Source organism: Streptomyces sp. NPDC058683, from assembly GCF_042716195.1.
Taxonomy (GTDB): domain Bacteria; phylum Actinomycetota; class Actinomycetes; order Streptomycetales; family Streptomycetaceae; genus Streptomyces.
Genome location: NZ_JBHXSK010000048.1, coordinates 78676 through 96414, shown reverse-complemented (window position 1 = coordinate 96414; position 17739 = coordinate 78676). Strand labels below are relative to the sequence as shown.

The 17739-nt window shown below is 71.6% G+C and carries 18 protein-coding genes; 10 read left to right on the top strand and 8 right to left on the bottom strand.

Annotated elements, in window-relative coordinates:
* The first annotated feature begins 13 nt into the window (after positions 1–13).
* The gene (locus ACFWXC_RS40190; protein WP_384486952.1) at positions 14–685 is read left to right on the top strand and encodes a PhzF family phenazine biosynthesis protein; all 672 of its coding nucleotides are present in this window, start codon (positions 14–16) and stop codon (positions 683–685) included.
* Here the strand turns inward: ACFWXC_RS40190 and ACFWXC_RS40185 are convergent.
* From ACFWXC_RS40185 to ACFWXC_RS40175, 3 genes are all read right to left on the bottom strand, one after another.
* A complete protein-coding gene (locus ACFWXC_RS40185; protein WP_362577779.1) occupies positions 675–857 on the bottom strand; it encodes a hypothetical protein in 183 nt (60 codons plus the stop codon). The genes ACFWXC_RS40190 and ACFWXC_RS40185 overlap by 11 nt on opposite strands.
* Before the next feature lie 138 nt (positions 858–995).
* A complete protein-coding gene (npdG, locus tag ACFWXC_RS40180; RefSeq protein ID WP_384486940.1) occupies positions 996–1724 on the bottom strand; it encodes an NADPH-dependent F420 reductase in 729 nt (242 codons plus the stop codon).
* A gap of 37 nt (positions 1725–1761) precedes the next feature.
* Positions 1762–2841, bottom strand: coding sequence for an exo-alpha-sialidase (locus ACFWXC_RS40175; RefSeq protein WP_384486938.1), 1080 nt, complete (start codon positions 2839–2841; stop codon positions 1762–1764).
* An 80-nt stretch (positions 2842–2921) separates the two neighbouring features.
* On the opposite strand from ACFWXC_RS40175, the gene ACFWXC_RS40170 reads away from it, so the two are divergent.
* Complete coding sequence (locus ACFWXC_RS40170; RefSeq protein ID WP_384486936.1) at positions 2922–3524, top strand: hypothetical protein; 603 nt, start codon at positions 2922–2924, stop codon at positions 3522–3524.
* A gap of 228 nt (positions 3525–3752) precedes the next feature.
* Positions 3753–5021, top strand: a complete 1269-nt coding sequence (locus ACFWXC_RS40165) for an MFS transporter (RefSeq protein ID WP_384486934.1) — start codon at positions 3753–3755, stop codon at positions 5019–5021.
* Here ACFWXC_RS40165 and ACFWXC_RS40160 read toward each other — a convergent pair whose 3' ends face one another.
* A complete protein-coding gene (locus ACFWXC_RS40160) occupies positions 5022–5255 on the bottom strand; it encodes a hypothetical protein (RefSeq protein WP_384486932.1) in 234 nt (77 codons plus the stop codon).
* Positions 5256–5313: 58 nt separating this feature from the next.
* On the opposite strand from ACFWXC_RS40160, the gene map reads away from it, so the two are divergent.
* Positions 5314–6171 (top strand): type I methionyl aminopeptidase, encoded by an 858-nt coding sequence (gene map / locus ACFWXC_RS40155; RefSeq protein WP_384486930.1) that lies wholly within the window; start codon positions 5314–5316, stop codon positions 6169–6171.
* Positions 6172–6328: 157 nt separating this feature from the next.
* Positions 6329–6976, top strand: coding sequence for a heme oxygenase (biliverdin-producing) (locus tag ACFWXC_RS40150; protein WP_384486928.1), 648 nt, complete (start codon positions 6329–6331; stop codon positions 6974–6976).
* 3 nt (positions 6977–6979) lie between these two features.
* Here the strand turns inward: ACFWXC_RS40150 and ACFWXC_RS40145 are convergent, their stop codons facing one another.
* Complete coding sequence (locus tag ACFWXC_RS40145) at positions 6980–7780, bottom strand: site-2 protease family protein (RefSeq protein WP_384486926.1); 801 nt, start codon at positions 7778–7780, stop codon at positions 6980–6982.
* 159 nt (positions 7781–7939) lie between these two features.
* Between ACFWXC_RS40145 and ACFWXC_RS40140 the strand changes: the two genes are divergently transcribed.
* Both ACFWXC_RS40140 and ACFWXC_RS40135 read left to right on the top strand, forming a co-directional pair.
* On the top strand, positions 7940–8305 hold the full coding sequence (locus ACFWXC_RS40140) for a Uma2 family endonuclease (RefSeq protein ID WP_384486924.1): 366 nt from the start codon (positions 7940–7942) through the stop codon (positions 8303–8305).
* Positions 8306–8340: 35 nt separating this feature from the next.
* Complete coding sequence (locus ACFWXC_RS40135) at positions 8341–11607, top strand: BTAD domain-containing putative transcriptional regulator (protein ID WP_384486922.1); 3267 nt, start codon at positions 8341–8343, stop codon at positions 11605–11607.
* Between the two features lie 16 nt (positions 11608–11623).
* Here the strand turns inward: ACFWXC_RS40135 and ACFWXC_RS40130 are convergent, their stop codons facing one another.
* Both ACFWXC_RS40130 and ACFWXC_RS40125 read right to left on the bottom strand, forming a co-directional pair.
* Positions 11624–12451, bottom strand: a complete 828-nt coding sequence (locus tag ACFWXC_RS40130) for an ABC transporter permease (RefSeq protein ID WP_384486920.1) — start codon at positions 12449–12451, stop codon at positions 11624–11626.
* The gene (locus tag ACFWXC_RS40125; protein ID WP_384486918.1) at positions 12448–13455 is read right to left on the bottom strand and encodes an ATP-binding cassette domain-containing protein; all 1008 of its coding nucleotides are present in this window, start codon (positions 13453–13455) and stop codon (positions 12448–12450) included. The genes ACFWXC_RS40130 and ACFWXC_RS40125 overlap by 4 nt, the downstream gene beginning before the upstream one ends.
* A 117-nt stretch (positions 13456–13572) precedes the next feature.
* Between ACFWXC_RS40125 and ACFWXC_RS40120 the strand changes: the two genes are divergently transcribed.
* Positions 13573–14088, top strand: a complete 516-nt coding sequence (locus ACFWXC_RS40120; RefSeq protein WP_384486916.1) for a GNAT family N-acetyltransferase — start codon at positions 13573–13575, stop codon at positions 14086–14088.
* A 172-nt stretch (positions 14089–14260) separates the two neighbouring features.
* On the opposite strand, the gene panB is transcribed toward ACFWXC_RS40120, so the two are convergent.
* On the bottom strand, positions 14261–15136 hold the full coding sequence (gene panB / locus ACFWXC_RS40115) for a 3-methyl-2-oxobutanoate hydroxymethyltransferase (RefSeq protein WP_384486914.1): 876 nt from the start codon (positions 15134–15136) through the stop codon (positions 14261–14263).
* A gap of 192 nt (positions 15137–15328) precedes the next feature.
* Between panB and ACFWXC_RS40110 the strand changes: the two genes are divergently transcribed.
* Complete coding sequence (locus ACFWXC_RS40110; protein ID WP_384486912.1) at positions 15329–16927, top strand: MFS transporter; 1599 nt, start codon at positions 15329–15331, stop codon at positions 16925–16927.
* 84 nt (positions 16928–17011) lie between these two features.
* Positions 17012–17659, top strand: a complete 648-nt coding sequence (locus ACFWXC_RS40105) for a TetR/AcrR family transcriptional regulator (protein WP_384486910.1) — start codon at positions 17012–17014, stop codon at positions 17657–17659.
* Positions 17660–17739 lie beyond the last annotated feature (80 nt).

Sequence of the window (17739 nt, the reverse complement as noted above, 5' to 3'; positions counted from 1 at the left end):
CTTGAATGCCGGAGTGACTGATTACGACGTGCTGCGGGTCTTCTGCGCGGCGAACGGCGGCTACGGCAACGAACTCGGCGTCGTCCGGGACGGCTCGGTGCTGCCCGCGCGGGAGGACCGGCAGGCGCTGGCGGCGAAGCTCGGGTTCAGCGAGACCGTGTTCGTCGACGACCCCGAGCGCGGGGTCGTCGACATCTACACCCCCACCCTGCGGCTGCCGTTCGCCGGCCACCCCTGCGTCGGCACGGCCTGGCTGCTGGACGTGCCCGAACTGGTCACGCCGGCCGGCGTGGTCGGCGCCCGGCTGGACGGGGAGTTCAGCTGGATCGAGGCGCTCCCCGAGTGGGCCCCGCCGCGCACCCTGCGCCAGTACGCCACGGCCGCCGAGGTGGACGCGCTGCCGGTGCCGGAGCCCGGGGAGTGGATCTACGCGTGGGCGTGGGAGGACGAGTCGGCCGGGCGGGTCCGGGCCCGCGCCTTTCCCGGGCGCGGCGACGGGATCGACGAGGACGAGGCGACCGGGGCGGCGGCGCTGCTGCTCACCGACCGGCTGGGCCGGGCCCTGAACATCACCCAGGGCAGGGGCTCGCAGATCCTCACGGCACCGCAGCCCCACGGCTGGGTGGAGATCGGCGGGCGGGTCCTCCTGGAGGGCGAGGAGAGGCAGCCCGGGATCAGCTGGTGACTGAGGTGTCCTGCCGGCCGCGCCGCACGTAGTACCAGGTCATGTTCGACGACAGCCCCGTCAGCAGCACCCAGACGACACCGATCAGCCAGCTGCCCTGGACGAAGGAGACGACGGCGGCGACCACGGCGAGGACGCAGACGACCAGGGAGTAGAGGGCGAGGCGGGGCATAGGGGGAGTCGCTTTCGGGTCGGTCGGATCGGCCGGGGACACCGGTGGCCGCCCACCAGTGTCCCCCATCCGCTCAGAGAGTCCGCTCAGAGAGTCTGCTCAGAGCATCCGCTCGGAGGATTTGCTCAGAGGATCCGCTCAGACGTCCGTGACGCGGAGCCCGGCGTGTGCCTTGTAGCGGCGGTTGACCGAGATCAGGTTCGCGACCAGGGACTCCACCTGGTGGGCGTTGCGCAGCCGCCCCGCGAAGATGCCCCGCATCCCGGGGATCCGCCCGGCCAGCGCCTGCACGATCTCCACGTCCGCGCGCGCCTCGCCCAGCACCATCACATCGGTGTCGATCTCCTCGACCTCCGGGTCCTGGAGCAGCACCGCCGACAGATGGTGGAAGGCCGCCGCGACCCGGGAGTCCGGCAGCAGCGCCGCGGCCTGCTCCGCCGCGCTGCCCTCCTCCGGCTTGAGCGCGTAGGCGCCCTGCTTGTCGAAGCCGAGCGGGTTGACGCAGTCCACGACCAGCTTCCCCGCCAGTTCCGCGCGCAGCGACTCCAGCGTCTTGCCGTGCCCGTCCCACGGTACGGCGACGATCACGAGGTCACTGCGGCGCGCGCACTCGGCGTTGTCGGCGCCCTCGACGCCGTGCCCGAGCTCGTCGGCGGCGGCCTGCGCGCGCTCGGCGGCCCGGGAGCCGATGATCACCTTCTGGCCGGCCCGGGCCAGCCGGTAGGCGAGGCCCTTGCCCTGCGGGCCGGTGCCGCCGAGTACACCCACGACCAGGCCGGAGACGTCGGGCAGGTCCCAGGGATCCTTGGCGGGGGCCTTCGCGGCCGCCGCCTGCTGTGCACTGTCGGAAGTGTCGGAAGAGGTCATGGGCCGACTCTACGTCCGTGGCGGCGGCCGCACCCGGTCAGGTGAGCCGGTTCACGGGCACCCGGCGGAAGGTGATCGTCTCGTACGCGCCGAAGTCCCCGGTCTCGTACAGCAGTCCGACGGTGTCCTTGTCGATCCGGGTGAGGTCGGAGTACGCGGCGGGCAGGCCGTCGAGCGGGTGGACGGGGCGCCAGGTGGTACCGCCGTCGCCGGACGCACGGATCGTCATCAGCGCACGGGTGGCGGGGTCGGCGGGGCCCGAGTAGAGCAGCAGATCGGGATCCCGCAGCTGGAGCACGGAGGCCTCGCAGACCGGCGCGGTGAGCCCCGCCTGCGGCCGGAACGGCTTCACCAGCGTCTTCCCGCCGTCCTTCGAGTGCGCGTCGGCCCGGTTGCCCGGGGACGGCGAGTCGTTGCGAGTGTTGAAGTAGACGCGCCCGTCCGGGAGTTCGGCGGCGGTGGTCTCGTTGGCGTTGATGTAGTTGTTGGGGTTCTCGTCGACGTAGCCGAGGTACCAGGTCTCGCCCCGGTCGTCGCTGAGCAGGCAGTGGCCGCTGTTGTACTTGCCCTCGGTGCCGTTGTCGGTCCCGGTGGGCGGCACGGTGTGGTTCGCGGCCACGACGACCCGCCCGGAGCGCAGTTGGATGGCGTGTCCGGGGGTCGTGGCATACCAGCGCCACCCGGCCTTCTTCACCGTCTTGGTGATCTCCTTCGGCGCGGACCACGTCACCCCGTCGTCGTCGCTGTGCTGCACCCACACCCGCCGCCCGTCGGCGTCCGGCACCTGCCCGCGCAGGATGGCGTCCTCGGTGGCGGAGGCGGCGCTGCGGACGTGGACGAGCAGGATCCGGCCGGTGTCCAGGACGACGGGGGCGGGGTTGCCGGCGAGGTTGCCGCCGTTGCCGGCGGCCACCTGGAGCGCCCCCCACGTACGCCCCCCATCGCCGGACCTCTTCAGCACCACGTCGATGTGCCCGTGGTCGGCGGCGGAGTTGACCCTCCCCTCGCAGAAGGCGAGCACGGTGCCCGCCCGGGAGACCACCACGGCCGGGATCCGGAAACTGGCGTAGCCCTCGGTGCCCGCGCGAAAGGGAATGCTTGCTTCTACGTCACTCATGGGCCGCCTTCTCCCCGGGCCGGGCGAATTCGGGGTGAACTCCGCGTCACGAGTGACCGATTGCGGCAGTATGCGGGGGCATGGACGCCGTACGGGTCGCGTTGCTGCGCGAAGTGCTCGCCGGGACCGAGTGGTTGGGGGCGACGCGCAGATTCGCGGGCGCGCTGCGGGGCTCGGTCGTGACGCACGGCGGCGGGCTGCTCCTGCTCGGCACCCCGGAGTACGAGCCGTGGCATCTCGCCGCGCACCTGGTGGACGAGGCCGCGTGGTCCGGTACGCCGGAACTGGCGCCGACGCTGGTACGGCACGGGGCCTGCTCCACGGACCCGGCGCATCTCGCGGCCGGCCTCGGCCGTGTCGAGGCGGCCCGCCGGGGGGAGACGCTGCTGGTGGTGGCACCGGGCGACTCCTCGGCACCGCTCCTGGACCACGTCCACAGCGCCCGCCGGGCCGGGCTGACGGTACTGGCGCTCTCCACCACGGCCGACGACGCGCTGACGGCGATGGCCCACGAGACGCTCACGGTGCCGGAGGGCGCGGAACTGGACCTGGACACGGTCCAGCACCTGGTCAGCGCGGCGACGGGGGAGAACGGCCCGTCCCCGAGAGCCCGCCGCCGCTTCCGCGACCGCCTGTCAAGGCTGGCCGAAACAGTAACGGCACCGCCGCCGACACCCTGGTAGCCGCCTGCCCACCCACCCACCCGACTCGGTCGATCACCTGCCTGCGGCAGCACCGAGAAAAAGCGGAGACACAGACCAACCCACCACCGCCACACCGCCAGCCCCTCTGCTGACCGAGCAGCCCCTCCCCCTGTTCTTCGCTCAGCCCCTCTGCTGACCGAGTCGGGTGGGTGGGTGGGCGGAAAAGTGGTTGAGGGGGGCGCCGGTGGGCGTTCAACATGGCTCAGCGTGACCGTGCTTCCCGACCTCGCCCCCTGGCGGGCCTCCGTCGACTTCCGCCGGCTGTGGGCCTCCGGCCTGATCAGCAACTTCGGGACTTTCCTGACGTTCGTCGCGCTCCCGGTGCAGATCAAGGACCTCACCGGGAGCGCGGCCGCCGTAGGGGCCGTCGGCGCGGTGGAGCTGCTCCCGCTCATCCTCTTCGGCCTCTACGGCGGCGCCCTCGCCGACGCCCTCGACAAGCGGCTGCTCATCCTGTGGACCGAGGCAGGTCAGGGCCTGCTCAGCGGGGCCCTGCTGCTCAACGCCCTGCTGCCGCACCCGGCCGTCTGGCCGCTGTACGCCGTCGCCGCGCTCTCCTCCGCACTGGGCTCGGTCCAGCGCCCCGCCCTCGACTCGCTGTGGCCGAGGATCGTCGCCCACGACGACCTCCCGGCCGCGGCGGCCCTCAACTCGTTCCGCTGGACGGTCGGCGGCGTCGCGGGACCCGCTGTCGCCGGCCTGGTCGTGGCGTACGCGGGCCTCGGCTGGGCGTACGGCGCCGACCTCGTCACGTTCGCCGTCTCGGTCGTACTGATCCTGCCGATCGCCGCGTCCCCCGCCGCCCACGAGGCCGTGAAGCCCTCGCTGCGCTCCATCGCGGAGGGCGCCCGCTACGCCTGGTCCCGCAAGGAACTCCTCGGCACCTACGCCGTGGACCTCGCGGCGATGTTCCTGGCGATGCCGCTCGCCGTCCTGCCGTTCCTGGCCGACGAGTTGGACGCGAAGTGGTCGCTCGGACTGATGTACGCGGCCATCCCGGCCGGTTCCCTCCTCGTGAGCCTGGTCAGCGGCTGGGCAGGGCGGGTGCGCCGGCACGGGCGGATGGTGGTGCTGTCGGCCGCGCTGTGGGGCCTGGCGATCGCCGCCGCCGGCGCCGTGCGCAACGTATGGCTGGTCCTGCTCCTGCTGGCCGTCGCCGGCGGCTGCGACATGGTCAGCGGGATCTTCCGGGGCGCCATGTGGAACCAGACGATCCCCGACGAGCTGCGCGGCCGGCTCGCCGGGATCGAGCTGCTGTCGTACTCGGTGGGCCCGACCCTCGGCCAGGTCCGGGCCGGCGGCATGGCCGGATGGCTGGGCGTCCGGGCGTCCGTCGGCGTGGGCGGCCTGCTGTGCGCGGGCACGGTCGGCCTGCTGGCCCTGTGCCTGCCCGCCCTCATGTCGTACGACGCGCGGACCAACGAGCACGCCGTACGCCTGCGCGCTCAGCGCACGGCCGCACCGACCCGGCTCTGATCAGCTCTCGTCCGAGGAGTCACCCGCCGGCGCGTCGTGCCACTTGGGATCGTTCTCCCACTGGAGGTTGCGTTCCCGGGCGATCTCCATCGCGTGCTCGGCCTCCTGCCGGGTGGCGTAGGGGCCGAACCGGTCCTTGGCAGGGCACTCGGGGCCCTCCTCGACCTTCTTGTGCTCCAGGCAGTAGTACCACTCGCCCGGCTTGCCGACGGTCCGCTTCTTGAACAGGGCCATGACCGGCTCCTTTCGCCATCCACATGTTCCCGCATGCCCGCTGGTTAGACTCGCTGGCATGTCTGGCCAGTCGCTGCTCGTACCAGGGGAGCTCTCTCCCACCCGTTCGGTACCCGGAAACATCCGCCGCCCCGAGTACGTCGGCAAACCCGCGCCGACCCCGTACACCGGGCCCGAGGTGCAGACCCCGGAGACCATCGAGGCGATGCGGACCGCCGGCCGTATCGCCGCGCAGGCGATGGCGGAGGCCGCGAAGATCATCGCGCCGGGGGTGACCACGGACGAGCTGGACAAGGTCGCGCACGCGTACATGTGCGACCACGGGGCCTACCCGTCCACGCTCGGCTACCGCGGCTTCCCCAAGTCCCTGTGCACCAGCCTCAACGAGGTCATCTGCCACGGCATTCCGGACTCGACCGCCCTCCAGGACGGTGACATCGTCAACCTGGACGTGACGGCGTACATCGGCGGGGTGCACGGCGACAACAACGCGACCTATCTGGTCGGGGAGGTTGATGACGAGAGCCGGCTCCTTGTCGAGCGGACCCGGGAGTCCCTCGACCGGGCGATCAAGGCGGTCAAGCCCGGCCGGCAGATCAACATCATCGGCCGGGTCATCGAGTCGTACGCCAAGCGCTTCGGGTACGGCGTGGTGCGGGACTTCACCGGCCACGGCATCAGCTCGTCGTTCCACTCCGGGCTGATCATCCCGCACTACGACAGCCCGCAGGCGACGACCGTGATGCAGCCCGGGATGACCTTCACGATCGAGCCGATGCTGACGCTCGGGACGCACGAGTACGACATGTGGGACGACGGCTGGACGGTCGTCACCAAGGACCGCAAGCGGACCGCCCAGTTCGAGCACACCCTGGTGGTGACCGACACCGGCGCGGAGATCCTCACCCTGCCGTAGCCCCGCCCCGGCCCCGCCGTTCCGCCGGGCCCGTCCTCCCCCTCGGAGGGCGGGCCTTTTTCGGGTACGCTTTTACCGACAGGGTGTCGGTAACTTTACCGACGAGGCGTCGGCAAGGCATTGACTTAGGTAAGGCTTACCTTAGAGGATATTGCCCATGGACTCCTTCTCGACACTCATCCGCACCGCGTCCCACGAGCAACACGTGGCGGCGGAGACCTCGACGTTCATGAGCGATCTGCTGGGCGGCCGGCTGGGCGTGGCGGCGTACGCGCGCTACACCGAGCAGCTGTGGTTCGTGTACGACGCGCTGGAGAGCGGGGCCGCGCGGCTGGCGGCGGACCCGGTGGCCGGGCCGTTCGTGCAGCCCGAACTGTTCCGGCTGGCGGCGCTGGAGCGGGACCTCGCGCACCTGCGCGGGGCCGGGTGGCGGACGGGGCTCACGGCGCTGCCGGCCACCGAGGAGTACGCGGCCCGGGTGCGGGAGTGCGCCGAGGCCTGGCCCGCCGGCTACGTCGCCCACCACTACACCCGCTACCTCGGCGACCTCTCCGGCGGCCAGATCATCCGCGACCGCGCCGAGCGGACCTGGGGTTTCGAGAAGAAGGGCGACGGCGTCCGCTTCTACGTCTTCGAGAACATCGCGAACCCCGCCGCCTTCAAGCGCGGTTACCGCGAACTCCTCGACGCGGTCGACGCCGACGACCTGGAGAAGCAGCGCATCGTCACCGAGTGCAAGCGCGCCTTCGCCCTCAACACGGACATGTTCCGCGCGCTCGGCGAGGAGTTCCCGCTCTCCGCGTGAGGGTCAGCCGGCCACGGAGCAGAACTCGTTCGACCCCTGCCAGAAGCGGTACAGCTCCTGACCGCAGTAGCGGTCCAAGTCGTCCACGCCCAGGCCGCGCAGCAGTGCGTCGATCACGTCGAAGAACGCGCTGTTGACCGACGGCACCCACAGCAGCGCGAAGACGAAGAGCAGGCCGAACGGGGCGAACGGCTCCACCTGGCGCTTGATGTTGTACGACAGCCAGGGCTCGATCACGCCGTAGCCGTCCAGGCCCGGCACCGGCAGGAAGTTCAGGATCGCCGCCGTGACCTGGAGCAGGGCGAGGAAGGCGAGGGCGTAGCGGAAGTCGCGCGGCACGCCGTCCAGGGAGTGCAGCCAGAACGGCGCGGTGCAGACGGCGGCGAAGGCCACGTTCGTCAGCGGTCCTGCCGCCGAGATGAGGCTGTGCCGCCAGCGGCCGCGGATCCGGCTGCGCTCGATGAACACCGCACCGCCCGGCAGACCGATCCCACCCATGATCACGAACAGCACCGGGAGCACGATGCTCAGCAGGGCGTGGGTGTACTTCAGCGGGTTCAGGGTCAGGTAGCCCTTCGCGCCCACCGTGATGTCACCGCTGTGCAGGGCGGTGCGGGCGTGCGCGTACTCGTGCAGGCAGAGCGAGACGATCCAGGCCGCCGTCACGAACAGGAACACGGCGACGCCGGGCTGCTCGGCGAACCCGGACCAGGTCGCCCACCCGGTGACGGCGGTGACGGCCAGGATCCCGACGAAGACGGGACTGATCCGCCGGTCGCTGTGGCGGGTGGTGGTGGCGGTCATGGGGCGGGACTCCTGGGGCGCGTCGGTGGTGGTGGTGGCGTGCGGGGTAGACCGTACAGGTGACGGGTGAAGAACGTCCTGCGGGCGGTCGGAGGTTCCTGTCAGTCGTTACGCTGATATCGAGTCGAACGAGGAGGTGCTCATGACGATCGCAGAGGGATGGGTCGAACTGGTCCAGCGCCCCGAGAGGGATACAAGCCCGAACCCGATGCCGCGGCGCTGCCGCTGGACCAGGTTCACCCGGGTGAGAGCGAGATAAACGAGGCGTTGCTGCCCTTCGTCGTCGAAGTCGTTTCCCCGGAGAGCAGGAACCGGGACTACAACACCAGGCCGAGCCACTACGCACTGCGCGGCATTCCGGTGTACCTCATCGTCGACGTGCTCTCCGCGACCTGGACGCTCCTGACCCAGCCCGAAGACGGCACCTACCAGTGCACGCGGTCCGGCCCCTTCGGCAAGGAGATCGCCATCCCCGTAGCCGACCAGACCCTCACCCTCGACTCCTCCCAGTTCATGCGCATCTGAAACCCACAGGCGGTGTCCGGGCGTCCCCAGGGACAATGGACCCCGTGCGCTACGCGATCCTCGGCACCACCCAGGTACTCCGCCCCGACGGCACGGCCGTCCCCGTGGGCGGTTCTCGGCTGCGTGCCCTGCTGACCGTGCTCGCGCTGCGGGCCGGACGCGGGGTGCCCGCCGGGCTGCTCGTCGACGAGGTGTGGGGCGACGAACCGCCCGCCGACGCGACCGGCGCCCTCCAGGCACTGGTCGGCCGGCTGCGCCGGGCGATCGGCGCGGACGCGATCGAGTCCACCGACGGCGGCTACCGGCTCGCGGCCGCCCCCGACGACATCGACCTGCACCGCTTCGAGCGGCTCACCGGCGAAGCCCTGCGCGCGCTCGCCGACGGCGACCCCGCCAAGGCGGCGACCGTCCTCGACGACGCCCTCGCCCTGTGGCACGGCCCGGCCCTCGCCGACCTGCCCGACCGCACCGCCGAGGCGGCCCGCGTCGACGTCCGCCGCCTGGACGCGCTGCGCGCCCGCCACACCGCCGCCCTCGCCCTCGGCCACGCCGAACAGGCCCTGCCCGAGCTGACCGCCCTGTGCGACGCCCACCCCCTGGACGAGCCCCTGCAGACGCTGCGGCTGCGCGCCCTGCACAGCTGCGGCCGCACCGCCGAGGCGCTGGCCGCCTACGACGACGTACGACGCCTCCTCGCCGACCGACTCGGCTCCGACCCCGGTCCCGAACTGCGCGCTCTGCACGCCGAGTTGCTGGAGCCGGCGGCGGAGCCCGAGGAGCCGTCCCGGCCCGGCAACCTGCGCGCCCGGCTCACCTCCTTCGTCGGACGCGAGGCCGACCTGGAGGTCATCCGGGGCGACCTCGCCGGCGCCCGCCTGGTGACCCTGCTCGGGCCCGGCGGGGCCGGCAAGACCCGGCTGTCCCAGGAGGCCGCCGAGACCGTGCGGAACGCCGCCCGGGACGGGGTGTGGCTGGCCGAGCTGGCTCCCGTCGAGGATCCGGCCGACGTCCCCGAGGCCGTGCTCAGCGCGCTCGGCGCCCGCGAGACCGTGCTCTACGGCGCCGGCGCCGAGGGCATGCGGGCCGCCGCCGACCGGCACGACGACCCGGTCGAGCGGCTCGTCGACCACTGTTCCCGGCGCCGGATGCTGATCGTCCTCGACAACTGCGAGCACGTCGTCGACGCGGCGGCCGACCTTGCGGCGCAGCTGCTGGAGCGCTGCCCGGACCTGACGATCCTCGCCACCAGCCGCGAACCCCTGGGCGTCCCGGGGGAGTTGCTGCGCCCGGTGGAGCCGCTGCCCGAGCCGGTGGCGCTGCGGCTGTTCGCCGACCGGGGCGGTGCGGCCCGGCCCGGTTTCACGGTCGACGCCGACGAGGAGACCGCGGCGGCCTGCGCCGAGATCTGCCGCCGCCTGGACGGACTGCCGCTCGCCATCGAGCTGGCCGCCGCGCGGCTGCGGATGCTCACGCCCCGCCAGATAGCCGACCGGCTCGACGACCGCTTCCGCCTGCTGACCTCCGGCAGCCGTACCGTGCTGCCCCGCCAGCAGACCCTGCGCGCGGTCGTCGACTGGTCCTGGGACCTGCTCGACGCGGCCGAACGGGACGTCCTCGGCCGGCTCTCCGTCTTCGCGGGCGGCTGCGACCTGGCCGCCGCCGAGGCGGTCTGCGGCCCCGCCGCCCTCGACGCGCTCGCCTCCCTGGTCGACAAGTCCCTGGTCGTCGCCGCCCCTTCGGCCGGGCAGGGGATGCGCTACCGGCTCCTGGAGACCGTCGCCGAGTACGCCGGCGCCCGCCTCGACGAGAGCGGCGCGCGCGCCGCCGCCGCGCGCGCCCATCTGACGTACTACCGCGAACTCGCCCGCACCACCGACCCGTTGCTGCGCGGCTCCGGCCAGCGTGCCGCCGTGGCCCGGCTGGAGCTGGAGTACGAGAACCTGCGCACCGCCATCCGCCACGCCGTCGCCGCCAAGGACGAGCAGGAGGCGCTGTGCCTGGCCCACTCCCTGATCTGGTACTGGCAGTTGCGTGACAAGCGGGTCGAGACCCGCACCTGGTGCACCGACATCATGGCCCTCGGCCCGAGCCCCTTCGCCGAGCCGGTCCCGCGCGCCGAACCGGTGTGGCGGCGCCTGACCGACACTCCGCCGCCGTACACCGGAGAAGTCCTCGTCGAGGCCCGGCGCGGCATCCATCTGGCCCATCTGGCCTGTATGGACACCGAGTTGGAGGCCTGGCAGACCCCGGACGCGCAGGCCAAGATGCGTGCCGTCGTCCAGGCCTACGAGCCCGGCCAGCCGCAGACCTGCCGGGCCCCCGGCATGTTCTGGTTCTTCGCGGTGATGCTGACCGGCGGCCTGGAGCAGCTGCGCACCATCGTCGACGCCGGCGTCGAGACCTGCCGCCGTACGCCCGGCTACGAGTGGGAACTCGCCGGCGCCCTCCAGCTGCGCGCCAACGTGTTCGCCAACTTCGCCACCTCGGCCGGTGCCGCCACCCGCGACGCCGACGAGGCCCTGGAGATCTTCCGGCGCCTCGGGGACGACTGGGGCACCGCCGAGGCCTTCTCCGCGCGCGCCGAGTCCCGCGAACGCATGGGGGAGTACCGGGCGGCCGCCACCGACTACGAGGCCGCCATCGAGTGCGCCGAACGGCTCGACGCCCGCACCCAGGTCGCCGTGCTCAACGCCCGCCTCGGCATGGCGCTGCTCGAACTGGGCGAGATCGAGCGCGGTGAACGGCTGCTGCGCGTGGTCATCGCCGACAACGACAGCAGCCACAACGAGGCGATGCCCGCCGCCCGGCTCTTCCTCACGGTGTGGCTGCTGCTGACCGACCGGATCTCCGAGGCCCGCGAGCAACTCCGGCTGCTGCGCACCCAGTTCAAGATCTCGCACTTCGTCGTCTTCGACGCCATGATCCTCATCCAGGAGGCCTGGGTGGACGCCCTCGAAGGCCTCCACGCGGACGCCCTGGCCAAGCTGCGGGAGGCGATATCCCACGCCGACGACCCGCTGGCCCAGGCCGTCACCCCGCACTCCGGCTCCTCCAGCCTGACCGTCGCCGCCTTCGCCCTGGCCGGGATGGACGACGGCGCCCGTGCCCTGGACGCCGCCCGCTGTCTGGGCGCCGCCGCCGCCCTGCAGCCGCCCGGCCATGTCTCCTCCGGCATGGAACGCAGGCTGCACGGCCGCGCCGAGACCCGGGTCCGTGCCGCACTCGGCGACGCCGCCGCCTACCAGGCCGCATACGCCGAGGGCGGTGGCCTCTCCCTCGCGGAGGCCACCGCCCTGCTCTGATCCGGGCTGCCGGACGTCAGCTCTTGGTGCGGAACTTGTAGATCGCGTACGGTGCCGCCACCGCCGTGATCCCCACCGACCAGGCCAGCGTGATCCACAGGTCGTGGGCGACCGGGCCGCCGATCATCAGCCCGCGGGCCGCGTCGGCGAGCGTGGACAGCGGGTTGTAGTCGGTGAAGGCCTGCAGCCAGCCCGGCATCGACTGCGTCGGCGCGAAGATCGACGAGCCGAACTGCAGCGGGAACAGCACCAGGAACCCCATCGCCTGCACGGACTGCGCGCTCTTCAGGATCACGCCCAGGGTGAGGAACACCCACATGATCGAGGAGGCGAACACCGCGGACAGGCCCACGGCGGCGAACAGCCCGCCCCAGTGGGTGATGTGGAACCCGACCAGCACGGCGACGACCATCAGCACGGCGGTCGCGAACAGCATCCGCACCAGCTCGACGGAGATCTTCGCGAACAGCACCGAGCCGCGCCCGATCGGCAGCGACCGGAACCGGTCCATCACACCGGAGTTGAAGTCCTGGCTGAACCCGGTGCCGACGCCCTGCGAGAGCGTCATGCTCATCATCGCGATCATGCCGGGGATGACGTACTGGACGTAGCCGTCCTGGCCGCCGCCGAGGGCCTGCCCGATCGAGCCGCCGAAGACGTACACGAACAGCAGCGTGAAGACGACCGGCATCAGCAGGGCGTCGAACATGGACTCCGGGTCCTGCCGGATCCACAGCAGGTTGCGGCGGATCAGGGCGCCGGTGTGCCGCAGGTGCCCGCGCAGCGGGATCCGGGCGTCGGCGGTGGCCGGGGTGACGGCCGGGGTGGTGGTGACGGCGCTCATACGGTGACCTCCTCGCGGTCGTCGGCGGGCGTGGCGTCCTGCGGGGCACTGGCGCGGTGGCCGGTGAGGGACAGGAAGACCTCGTCCAGGCTGGGCAGTTCGGTGACGATGGAGCTGATGGTGATACCGCGGGCGGTGACGGCGCCGACCACGGCGGTCAGCTGCTCGTCGCTGAGGATCGGCACCAGCAGGGTGCCCTGCTCGGCGTCCACGGTCGTGCCGGCGAGCCCGGTGATCCCCAGCTCGTCGATCATGGCGGCGAGCGGCCGCACCTGGAGCGGGTCGACCGGCTTCACCCGCAGCGTCCGTCCGCCGACCTTGGCCTTGAGCTCCTCCACCTTGCCGCCGGCGATGACCTTTCCGCGGTCCACGACGGTCAGCTCGGAGGCGAGCTGCTCGGCCTCCTCCATGTACTGGGTGGTCAGCAGCACGGTCACGCCCTCGCCGACCATCGCCTTGACCTCGTCCCACACCTCGTTGCGGGTGCGCGGGTCGAGACCGGTGGTCGGCTCGTCCAGGAACAGCACCTGGGGGTGCCCGATCATCGAGGCGGCGAGGTCCAGCCGGCGGCGCATGCCGCCGGAGTAGGTGCCGGCCGGGCGCTTGGCGGCGTCGGTCAGCGAGAACCGCTCCAGCAGCTGGTCGGCCCGGGCCCGGGCGTCCTTGCGGGACAGGTCGAGCAGCCGCCCGATCATGTAGAGGTTCTCCCAGCCCGGCAGCTTCTCGTCGACCGAGGCATACTGCCCGGTCAGCCCGATCACCCGGCGCAGCTGGCGGGGCTGGCGCAGGACGTCGTAGCCGGCGACGGTCGCCTGCCCGGCGTCGGGCTTCAGCAGGGTGGACAGAATCCGGACGATGGTCGTCTTGCCGGCCCCGTTCGGCCCGAGGACACCCATCACGGTGCCCTCGCGGACGTCCAGATCAACTCCGTCGAGAGCCTTGGTGTCGCCGTAGTGCTTCACCAGCCCCCGTACGGTCACGGCGGTGTTGTCGATTCGCGTCATGGGGAGAACCGTGCCAGGCCCCACCGACAAACCGCCGACAGGCCGCCGACACCGGGTTACGTCCTGCCGACAACCCGCCTACGAGCCCCCGACACCGGGCGGCGTACCGTGCCCGCCATGACCGTCCTCGCTGCTCAGCCCATCGGCACCGACCGGCTGGACCTGCTGCCACTGCGTGTCGGGCACGCCGGGGAGATGGCCGCGGTGCTGTCCGACCCGGCCCTGCACACCTTCACCGGCGGTATCCCGGACACCCCCGAGGCCCTGCGCTCGCGCTACCGGCGCCTCACCGCGGGCTCCCCCGACCCGGCCGTCTCCTGGCTGAACTGGGTGATCCGGCTCCGCGCCGAGTCGTGTCTGACGGGCACGGTGCAGGCGACGGTCGCCGGCCCGGTCGCCGAGATCGCGTGGGTGGTGGGGACCCCGTGGCAGGGCCGCGGCATCGCCACCGAGGCGGCCCGCGCCCTGGTCGCCTGGCTCACCCGCCAGCCCGTACACACCGTCATCGCCCACATCCACCCCGGCCACAGCGCCTCCGCCGCGGTCGCCAGGACCGCCGGCCTCACCCCCACCGACGCATGGCACGACGGCGAGATCCGCTGGCACCGCGAAACAACCCCATCCCCCTGCTGACGACGCCCGACCGCACCACGCCCCCCCGTCCACCGCAACCATCAATTGAGCAACCACGACGGCGAGCAACCACCTCCGCGAGAGCGCGCGCCGGTTTAGGCGCAAAGAGGGGCCGGCCGGCCCGCCGACGGGGGAAGATCGGCGGGCCGGCCGTGGTGTTTCCGCAGTGGCTCTAGTGGACGGAGTGCTCCTCCAGCGGGAACGTTCCGCCGACGACGTCCTCGGCGTAGGCGCGGGCCGCGTCGCCCATGACCGCGCGCAGGTCCGCGTACTTCTTCACGAACTTCGGCACCCGGCCCGAGGTCAGGCCGAGCATGTCCGTCCAGACCAGGACCTGTGCGTCGGTCTCGGGACCGGCGCCGATGCCGACCGTCGGGATGTGCAGCACCCGGGTCACCTCGGCCGCCAGCTCCGCCGGGACCAGTTCGAGTACGACCGCGAACGCGCCCGCGTCCTGGACCGACTTGGCGTCGCGCAGCAGCTGCTGGGCGGCCTCCTCGCCGCGGCCCTGCACGCGGTAGCCCATCGCGTTGACGGACTGCGGGGTCAGGCCGATGTGCGCCATCACCGGGATGCCGGACTCGACGAGGAGCCGGATCTGGTCGTGCGAGCGCTCGCCGCCCTCCAGCTTGACCGCGCCGACACCCGCCTCCTTCACCAGCCGGGTCGCCGAGCGCAGCGCCTGCACCGGGCCCTCCTGGTAGGAGCCGAAGGGAAGGTCGCCGACGATGAGGGCGCGCTGGGTGCCGCGGACGACGGCCGCCGACAGCATCGTCATCTCGTCCAGGGTGACGGGCACCGTCGACTCGTACCCGAGGTGGCAGTTGCCCGCCGAGTCGCCGACCAGGAGCACCGGGATCCCGGACTCGTCGAAGACGGAGGCGGTCATCGCGTCGTACGCGGTGAGCATGGGCCACTTCTCGCCGCGTTCCTTGGCGAGGGCGATGTCGCGGACCGTGATGCGGCGGGTGCCCTTCCCCCCGTACAGCGTCCTGCTGCCGTCGGAGGGGCTGTTCTGCACAGGCTGGGCAGCCGAGAGCTGCGTCATGGCAACGGCTCCTTCAAATCATCTCGAGGCACCCTGACGGTGTCCCCGGATCGCATCCATGGTGGCACTTCGTGCCGTCCTCGGCCAGAGGACCGCCGTGTGATCCATCGGTCACCCGCCTTGCGTAAGGCCTCGGTAAAGGAATTCAGATACGAGACGGGGCCGTATTGAAATGGGCCTAGGCTCGTCGCCATGACAACTCCTGCCGACCACGCTCCAACCGGCCCGCGCATACCCGAGGAGGTGCACCGGCGCCGCTGGGCGATCCTCGGCGTGCTCATGTTGAGCCTGCTGATCGTGGTGCTCGACAACTCGATCCTGAACGTCGCCGTCAAGACCATCTCCACCCCGGCCCCGGTCGGCCTCGGCGCCACCCAGAGCCAGCTGGAGTGGGCGATCAACGCCTACACCCTGGTCTTCGCGGGCCTGCTGTTCACCGCCGGCCTCATCGGTGACCGGCTCGGCCGCAAGAAGGTGCTGATCGGCGGCCTCGTCGTGTTCGGGCTAGGATCCGCGCTGGCCGCCGAGTCCGGCTCCCCGGGCGAGCTGATCACCTACCGCGCCCTGATGGCTCTCGGCGCCGCCTTCGTGATGCCCGCCACCCTCGCCGTCCTGATGAACGTCTTCGAACGTCAGGAACAGCCCAAGGCCATCGGCATCTGGGCCGGCGGCGTCGGCCTCGCCATCGCGATCGGCCCGATCACCGGCGGTGTGCTGCTCGACCACTTCTGGTGGGGCTCGGTCTTCCTCGTCAACGTACCGATCGTGATCGTCGCGCTCGCGCTGATGGTGTGGCTGGTGCCCGACTCGCGCGACCCGCGTCCGGGCCGCCTCGACCCCGTCGGCGTGGTGCTCTCCGTCGTCGGTCTGGTCCTGCTGGTCTACGGCATCATCAAGGGCGGCGAGCTGGCCGACTTCACCGACGCCAAGGTGCTCGCGACCATCGCCGCCGGGGTCGTGGTCCTCGCCGGCTTCGTGATCTTCGAGATGCGCAGCGACCATCCGTCCCTGGACGTCACCTACTTCAAGAACAAGGTGTTCTCGGCCGCCATGGCCGCCATCGCGCTGGTCTTCTTCGCGCTGATGGGCGTGACCTTCTTCTCCGTCTTCTACACCCAGAGCGTGCGCGGCTACTCGCCGCTGCAGTCCGGTCTGCTGCTGCTCCCGCTGGCCCTCGCCCAGCTCATCTTCGCGCCGCGGGCCCGGCTGGTCGTGGACCGGATCGGCAACAGGGCCACCACCACCGGAGGCCTGGTGCTGATCGCGGCGATGCTGGGCATGTTCGCCACCTTCGAGGCCGACACCCCGATCTGGCTCCTGGAGGTCGTCTTCTTCCTGATGGGCACCGGCATGGCGCACATCATGACGCCGACCTCGGTCGTCATCATGCAGGCCCTGCCCCGGGAGAAGGCCGGTTCCGCCTCCGCGCTCAGCAACACCTTCCGCCAGGTCGGCGGCGCCCTCGGCATCGCCGTCCTCGGCTCGGTGCTGTCGACGTCGTACCGCAACAGCATCGAGGGCAAGCTCGGTGCGCTGCCGCCCGGGCTGCGCGGGACCGCCGGCGAGTCCATCGAGGCGACGCTGGGTGTTGCCCAGAAGCTCGGCGCGCAGGGCAAGGCCCTGGTCACGCCCGCCAACGACGCCTTCCTGCACGCGATGCACATGACCGCCCTGTGCGGTGTCGGTGTCGCGCTGATCGGTGCCGTCGTCACGGCCCTCTTCCTGCCGGGCAAGCCGCCGGCCGGTCAGCAGGGCGATCGGGAACAGGAGTTGGTCGCCGCCGCGGAGTGAGCGGACGCACGATAAAGCACGGATCCACGGGGGGAGGCTTGGGCTGCGGGAGAATGACCGCAGCCAGTGAGAGGACGGTATGACGTGAGGCTTGCCGACAGTCGGCCCCGGTCCGTGGGTCCCGCCCGGGGCCGGCCCCGCAGCGAGGCGGTGGAGAGCGCCATCCTGGAAGGGGTCATGAAGCTCCTGGAGGACGGTGTTCCGCTCGCCGAGCTGTCCATCGAGCGGATCGCCCGGACCGCCGGCGTCGGCAAGGCCACCATCTACCGCCGGTGGAACGGCAAGGAGGAGCTCTTCGTCGACGTCATGCGCGCCGCCGAGCCCCCCGACCCCGAACTCCCCGGCACCTCCATGCGCGACGACCTCGTCGTCCTGCTCGAATCGCTGCGCCGGCGCGGGCTGATGAACCGTTCGTCGGCGATCCTGCACAACGTCTACGCCCAGATGAAGAGCAGCCCCCGCATCTGGAACGCCTACCACGTCAACGTCGTCAACCCGCGGCGCGAACTCGGCAAGGAAGTGCTGCGCCGGGGCCAGCGCAACGGCGAACTCCGCGCCGACATCGACGTCGACCTGGCCAACGACATGTTCACCGGCCCGATGCTGCTCAGGGCCATCCTGCGCCCGGACGCGGAACTCCCCGAGGGCATGGCCGAACAGATCGTCGACTCGGTACTGGCCGGTCTACGGCCCGTCAGCTCACCGGACCCGCAGCTGCCGCCGCAGCCGTGAGGGCTCTTGTCGCCGTCGGCGGAATGTGCTCGTTTCGTCACAGTCCATCCCGACCCGGCGGTAACCGGAACCCCTTCGGC

What these genes read in the sequence shown, in the direction of transcription:
- ACFWXC_RS40175 (WP_384486938.1), bottom strand. Translation starts at nt 2,841, where the DNA reads ATGAGTGACGTAGAAGCAAGCATTCCCTTTCGCGCGGGCACCGAGGGC.
- ACFWXC_RS40170 (WP_384486936.1), top strand. Translation starts at nt 2,922, where the DNA reads ATGGACGCCGTACGGGTCGCGTTGCTGCGCGAAGTGCTCGCCGGGACC.
- ACFWXC_RS40110 (WP_384486912.1), top strand. Translation starts at nt 15,329, where the DNA reads ATGACAACTCCTGCCGACCACGCTCCAACCGGCCCGCGCATACCCGAG.
- ACFWXC_RS40125 (WP_384486918.1), bottom strand. Translation starts at nt 13,455, where the DNA reads ATGACGCGAATCGACAACACCGCCGTGACCGTACGGGGGCTGGTGAAG.
- ACFWXC_RS40145 (WP_384486926.1), bottom strand. Translation starts at nt 7,780, where the DNA reads ATGACCGCCACCACCACCCGCCACAGCGACCGGCGGATCAGTCCCGTC.
- npdG (WP_384486940.1), bottom strand. Translation starts at nt 1,724, where the DNA reads ATGACCTCTTCCGACACTTCCGACAGTGCACAGCAGGCGGCGGCCGCG.
- panB (WP_384486914.1), bottom strand. Translation starts at nt 15,136, where the DNA reads ATGACGCAGCTCTCGGCTGCCCAGCCTGTGCAGAACAGCCCCTCCGAC.
- map (WP_384486930.1), top strand. Translation starts at nt 5,314, where the DNA reads ATGTCTGGCCAGTCGCTGCTCGTACCAGGGGAGCTCTCTCCCACCCGT.
- ACFWXC_RS40185 (WP_362577779.1), bottom strand. Translation starts at nt 857, where the DNA reads ATGCCCCGCCTCGCCCTCTACTCCCTGGTCGTCTGCGTCCTCGCCGTG.
- ACFWXC_RS40160 (WP_384486932.1), bottom strand. Translation starts at nt 5,255, where the DNA reads ATGGCCCTGTTCAAGAAGCGGACCGTCGGCAAGCCGGGCGAGTGGTAC.
- ACFWXC_RS40120 (WP_384486916.1), top strand. Translation starts at nt 13,573, where the DNA reads ATGACCGTCCTCGCTGCTCAGCCCATCGGCACCGACCGGCTGGACCTG.
- ACFWXC_RS40130 (WP_384486920.1), bottom strand. Translation starts at nt 12,451, where the DNA reads ATGAGCGCCGTCACCACCACCCCGGCCGTCACCCCGGCCACCGCCGAC.
- ACFWXC_RS40150 (WP_384486928.1), top strand. Translation starts at nt 6,329, where the DNA reads ATGGACTCCTTCTCGACACTCATCCGCACCGCGTCCCACGAGCAACAC.
- ACFWXC_RS40140 (WP_384486924.1), top strand. Translation starts at nt 7,940, where the DNA reads ATGGGTCGAACTGGTCCAGCGCCCCGAGAGGGATACAAGCCCGAACCC.
- ACFWXC_RS40135 (WP_384486922.1), top strand. Translation starts at nt 8,341, where the DNA reads ATGGACCCCGTGCGCTACGCGATCCTCGGCACCACCCAGGTACTCCGC.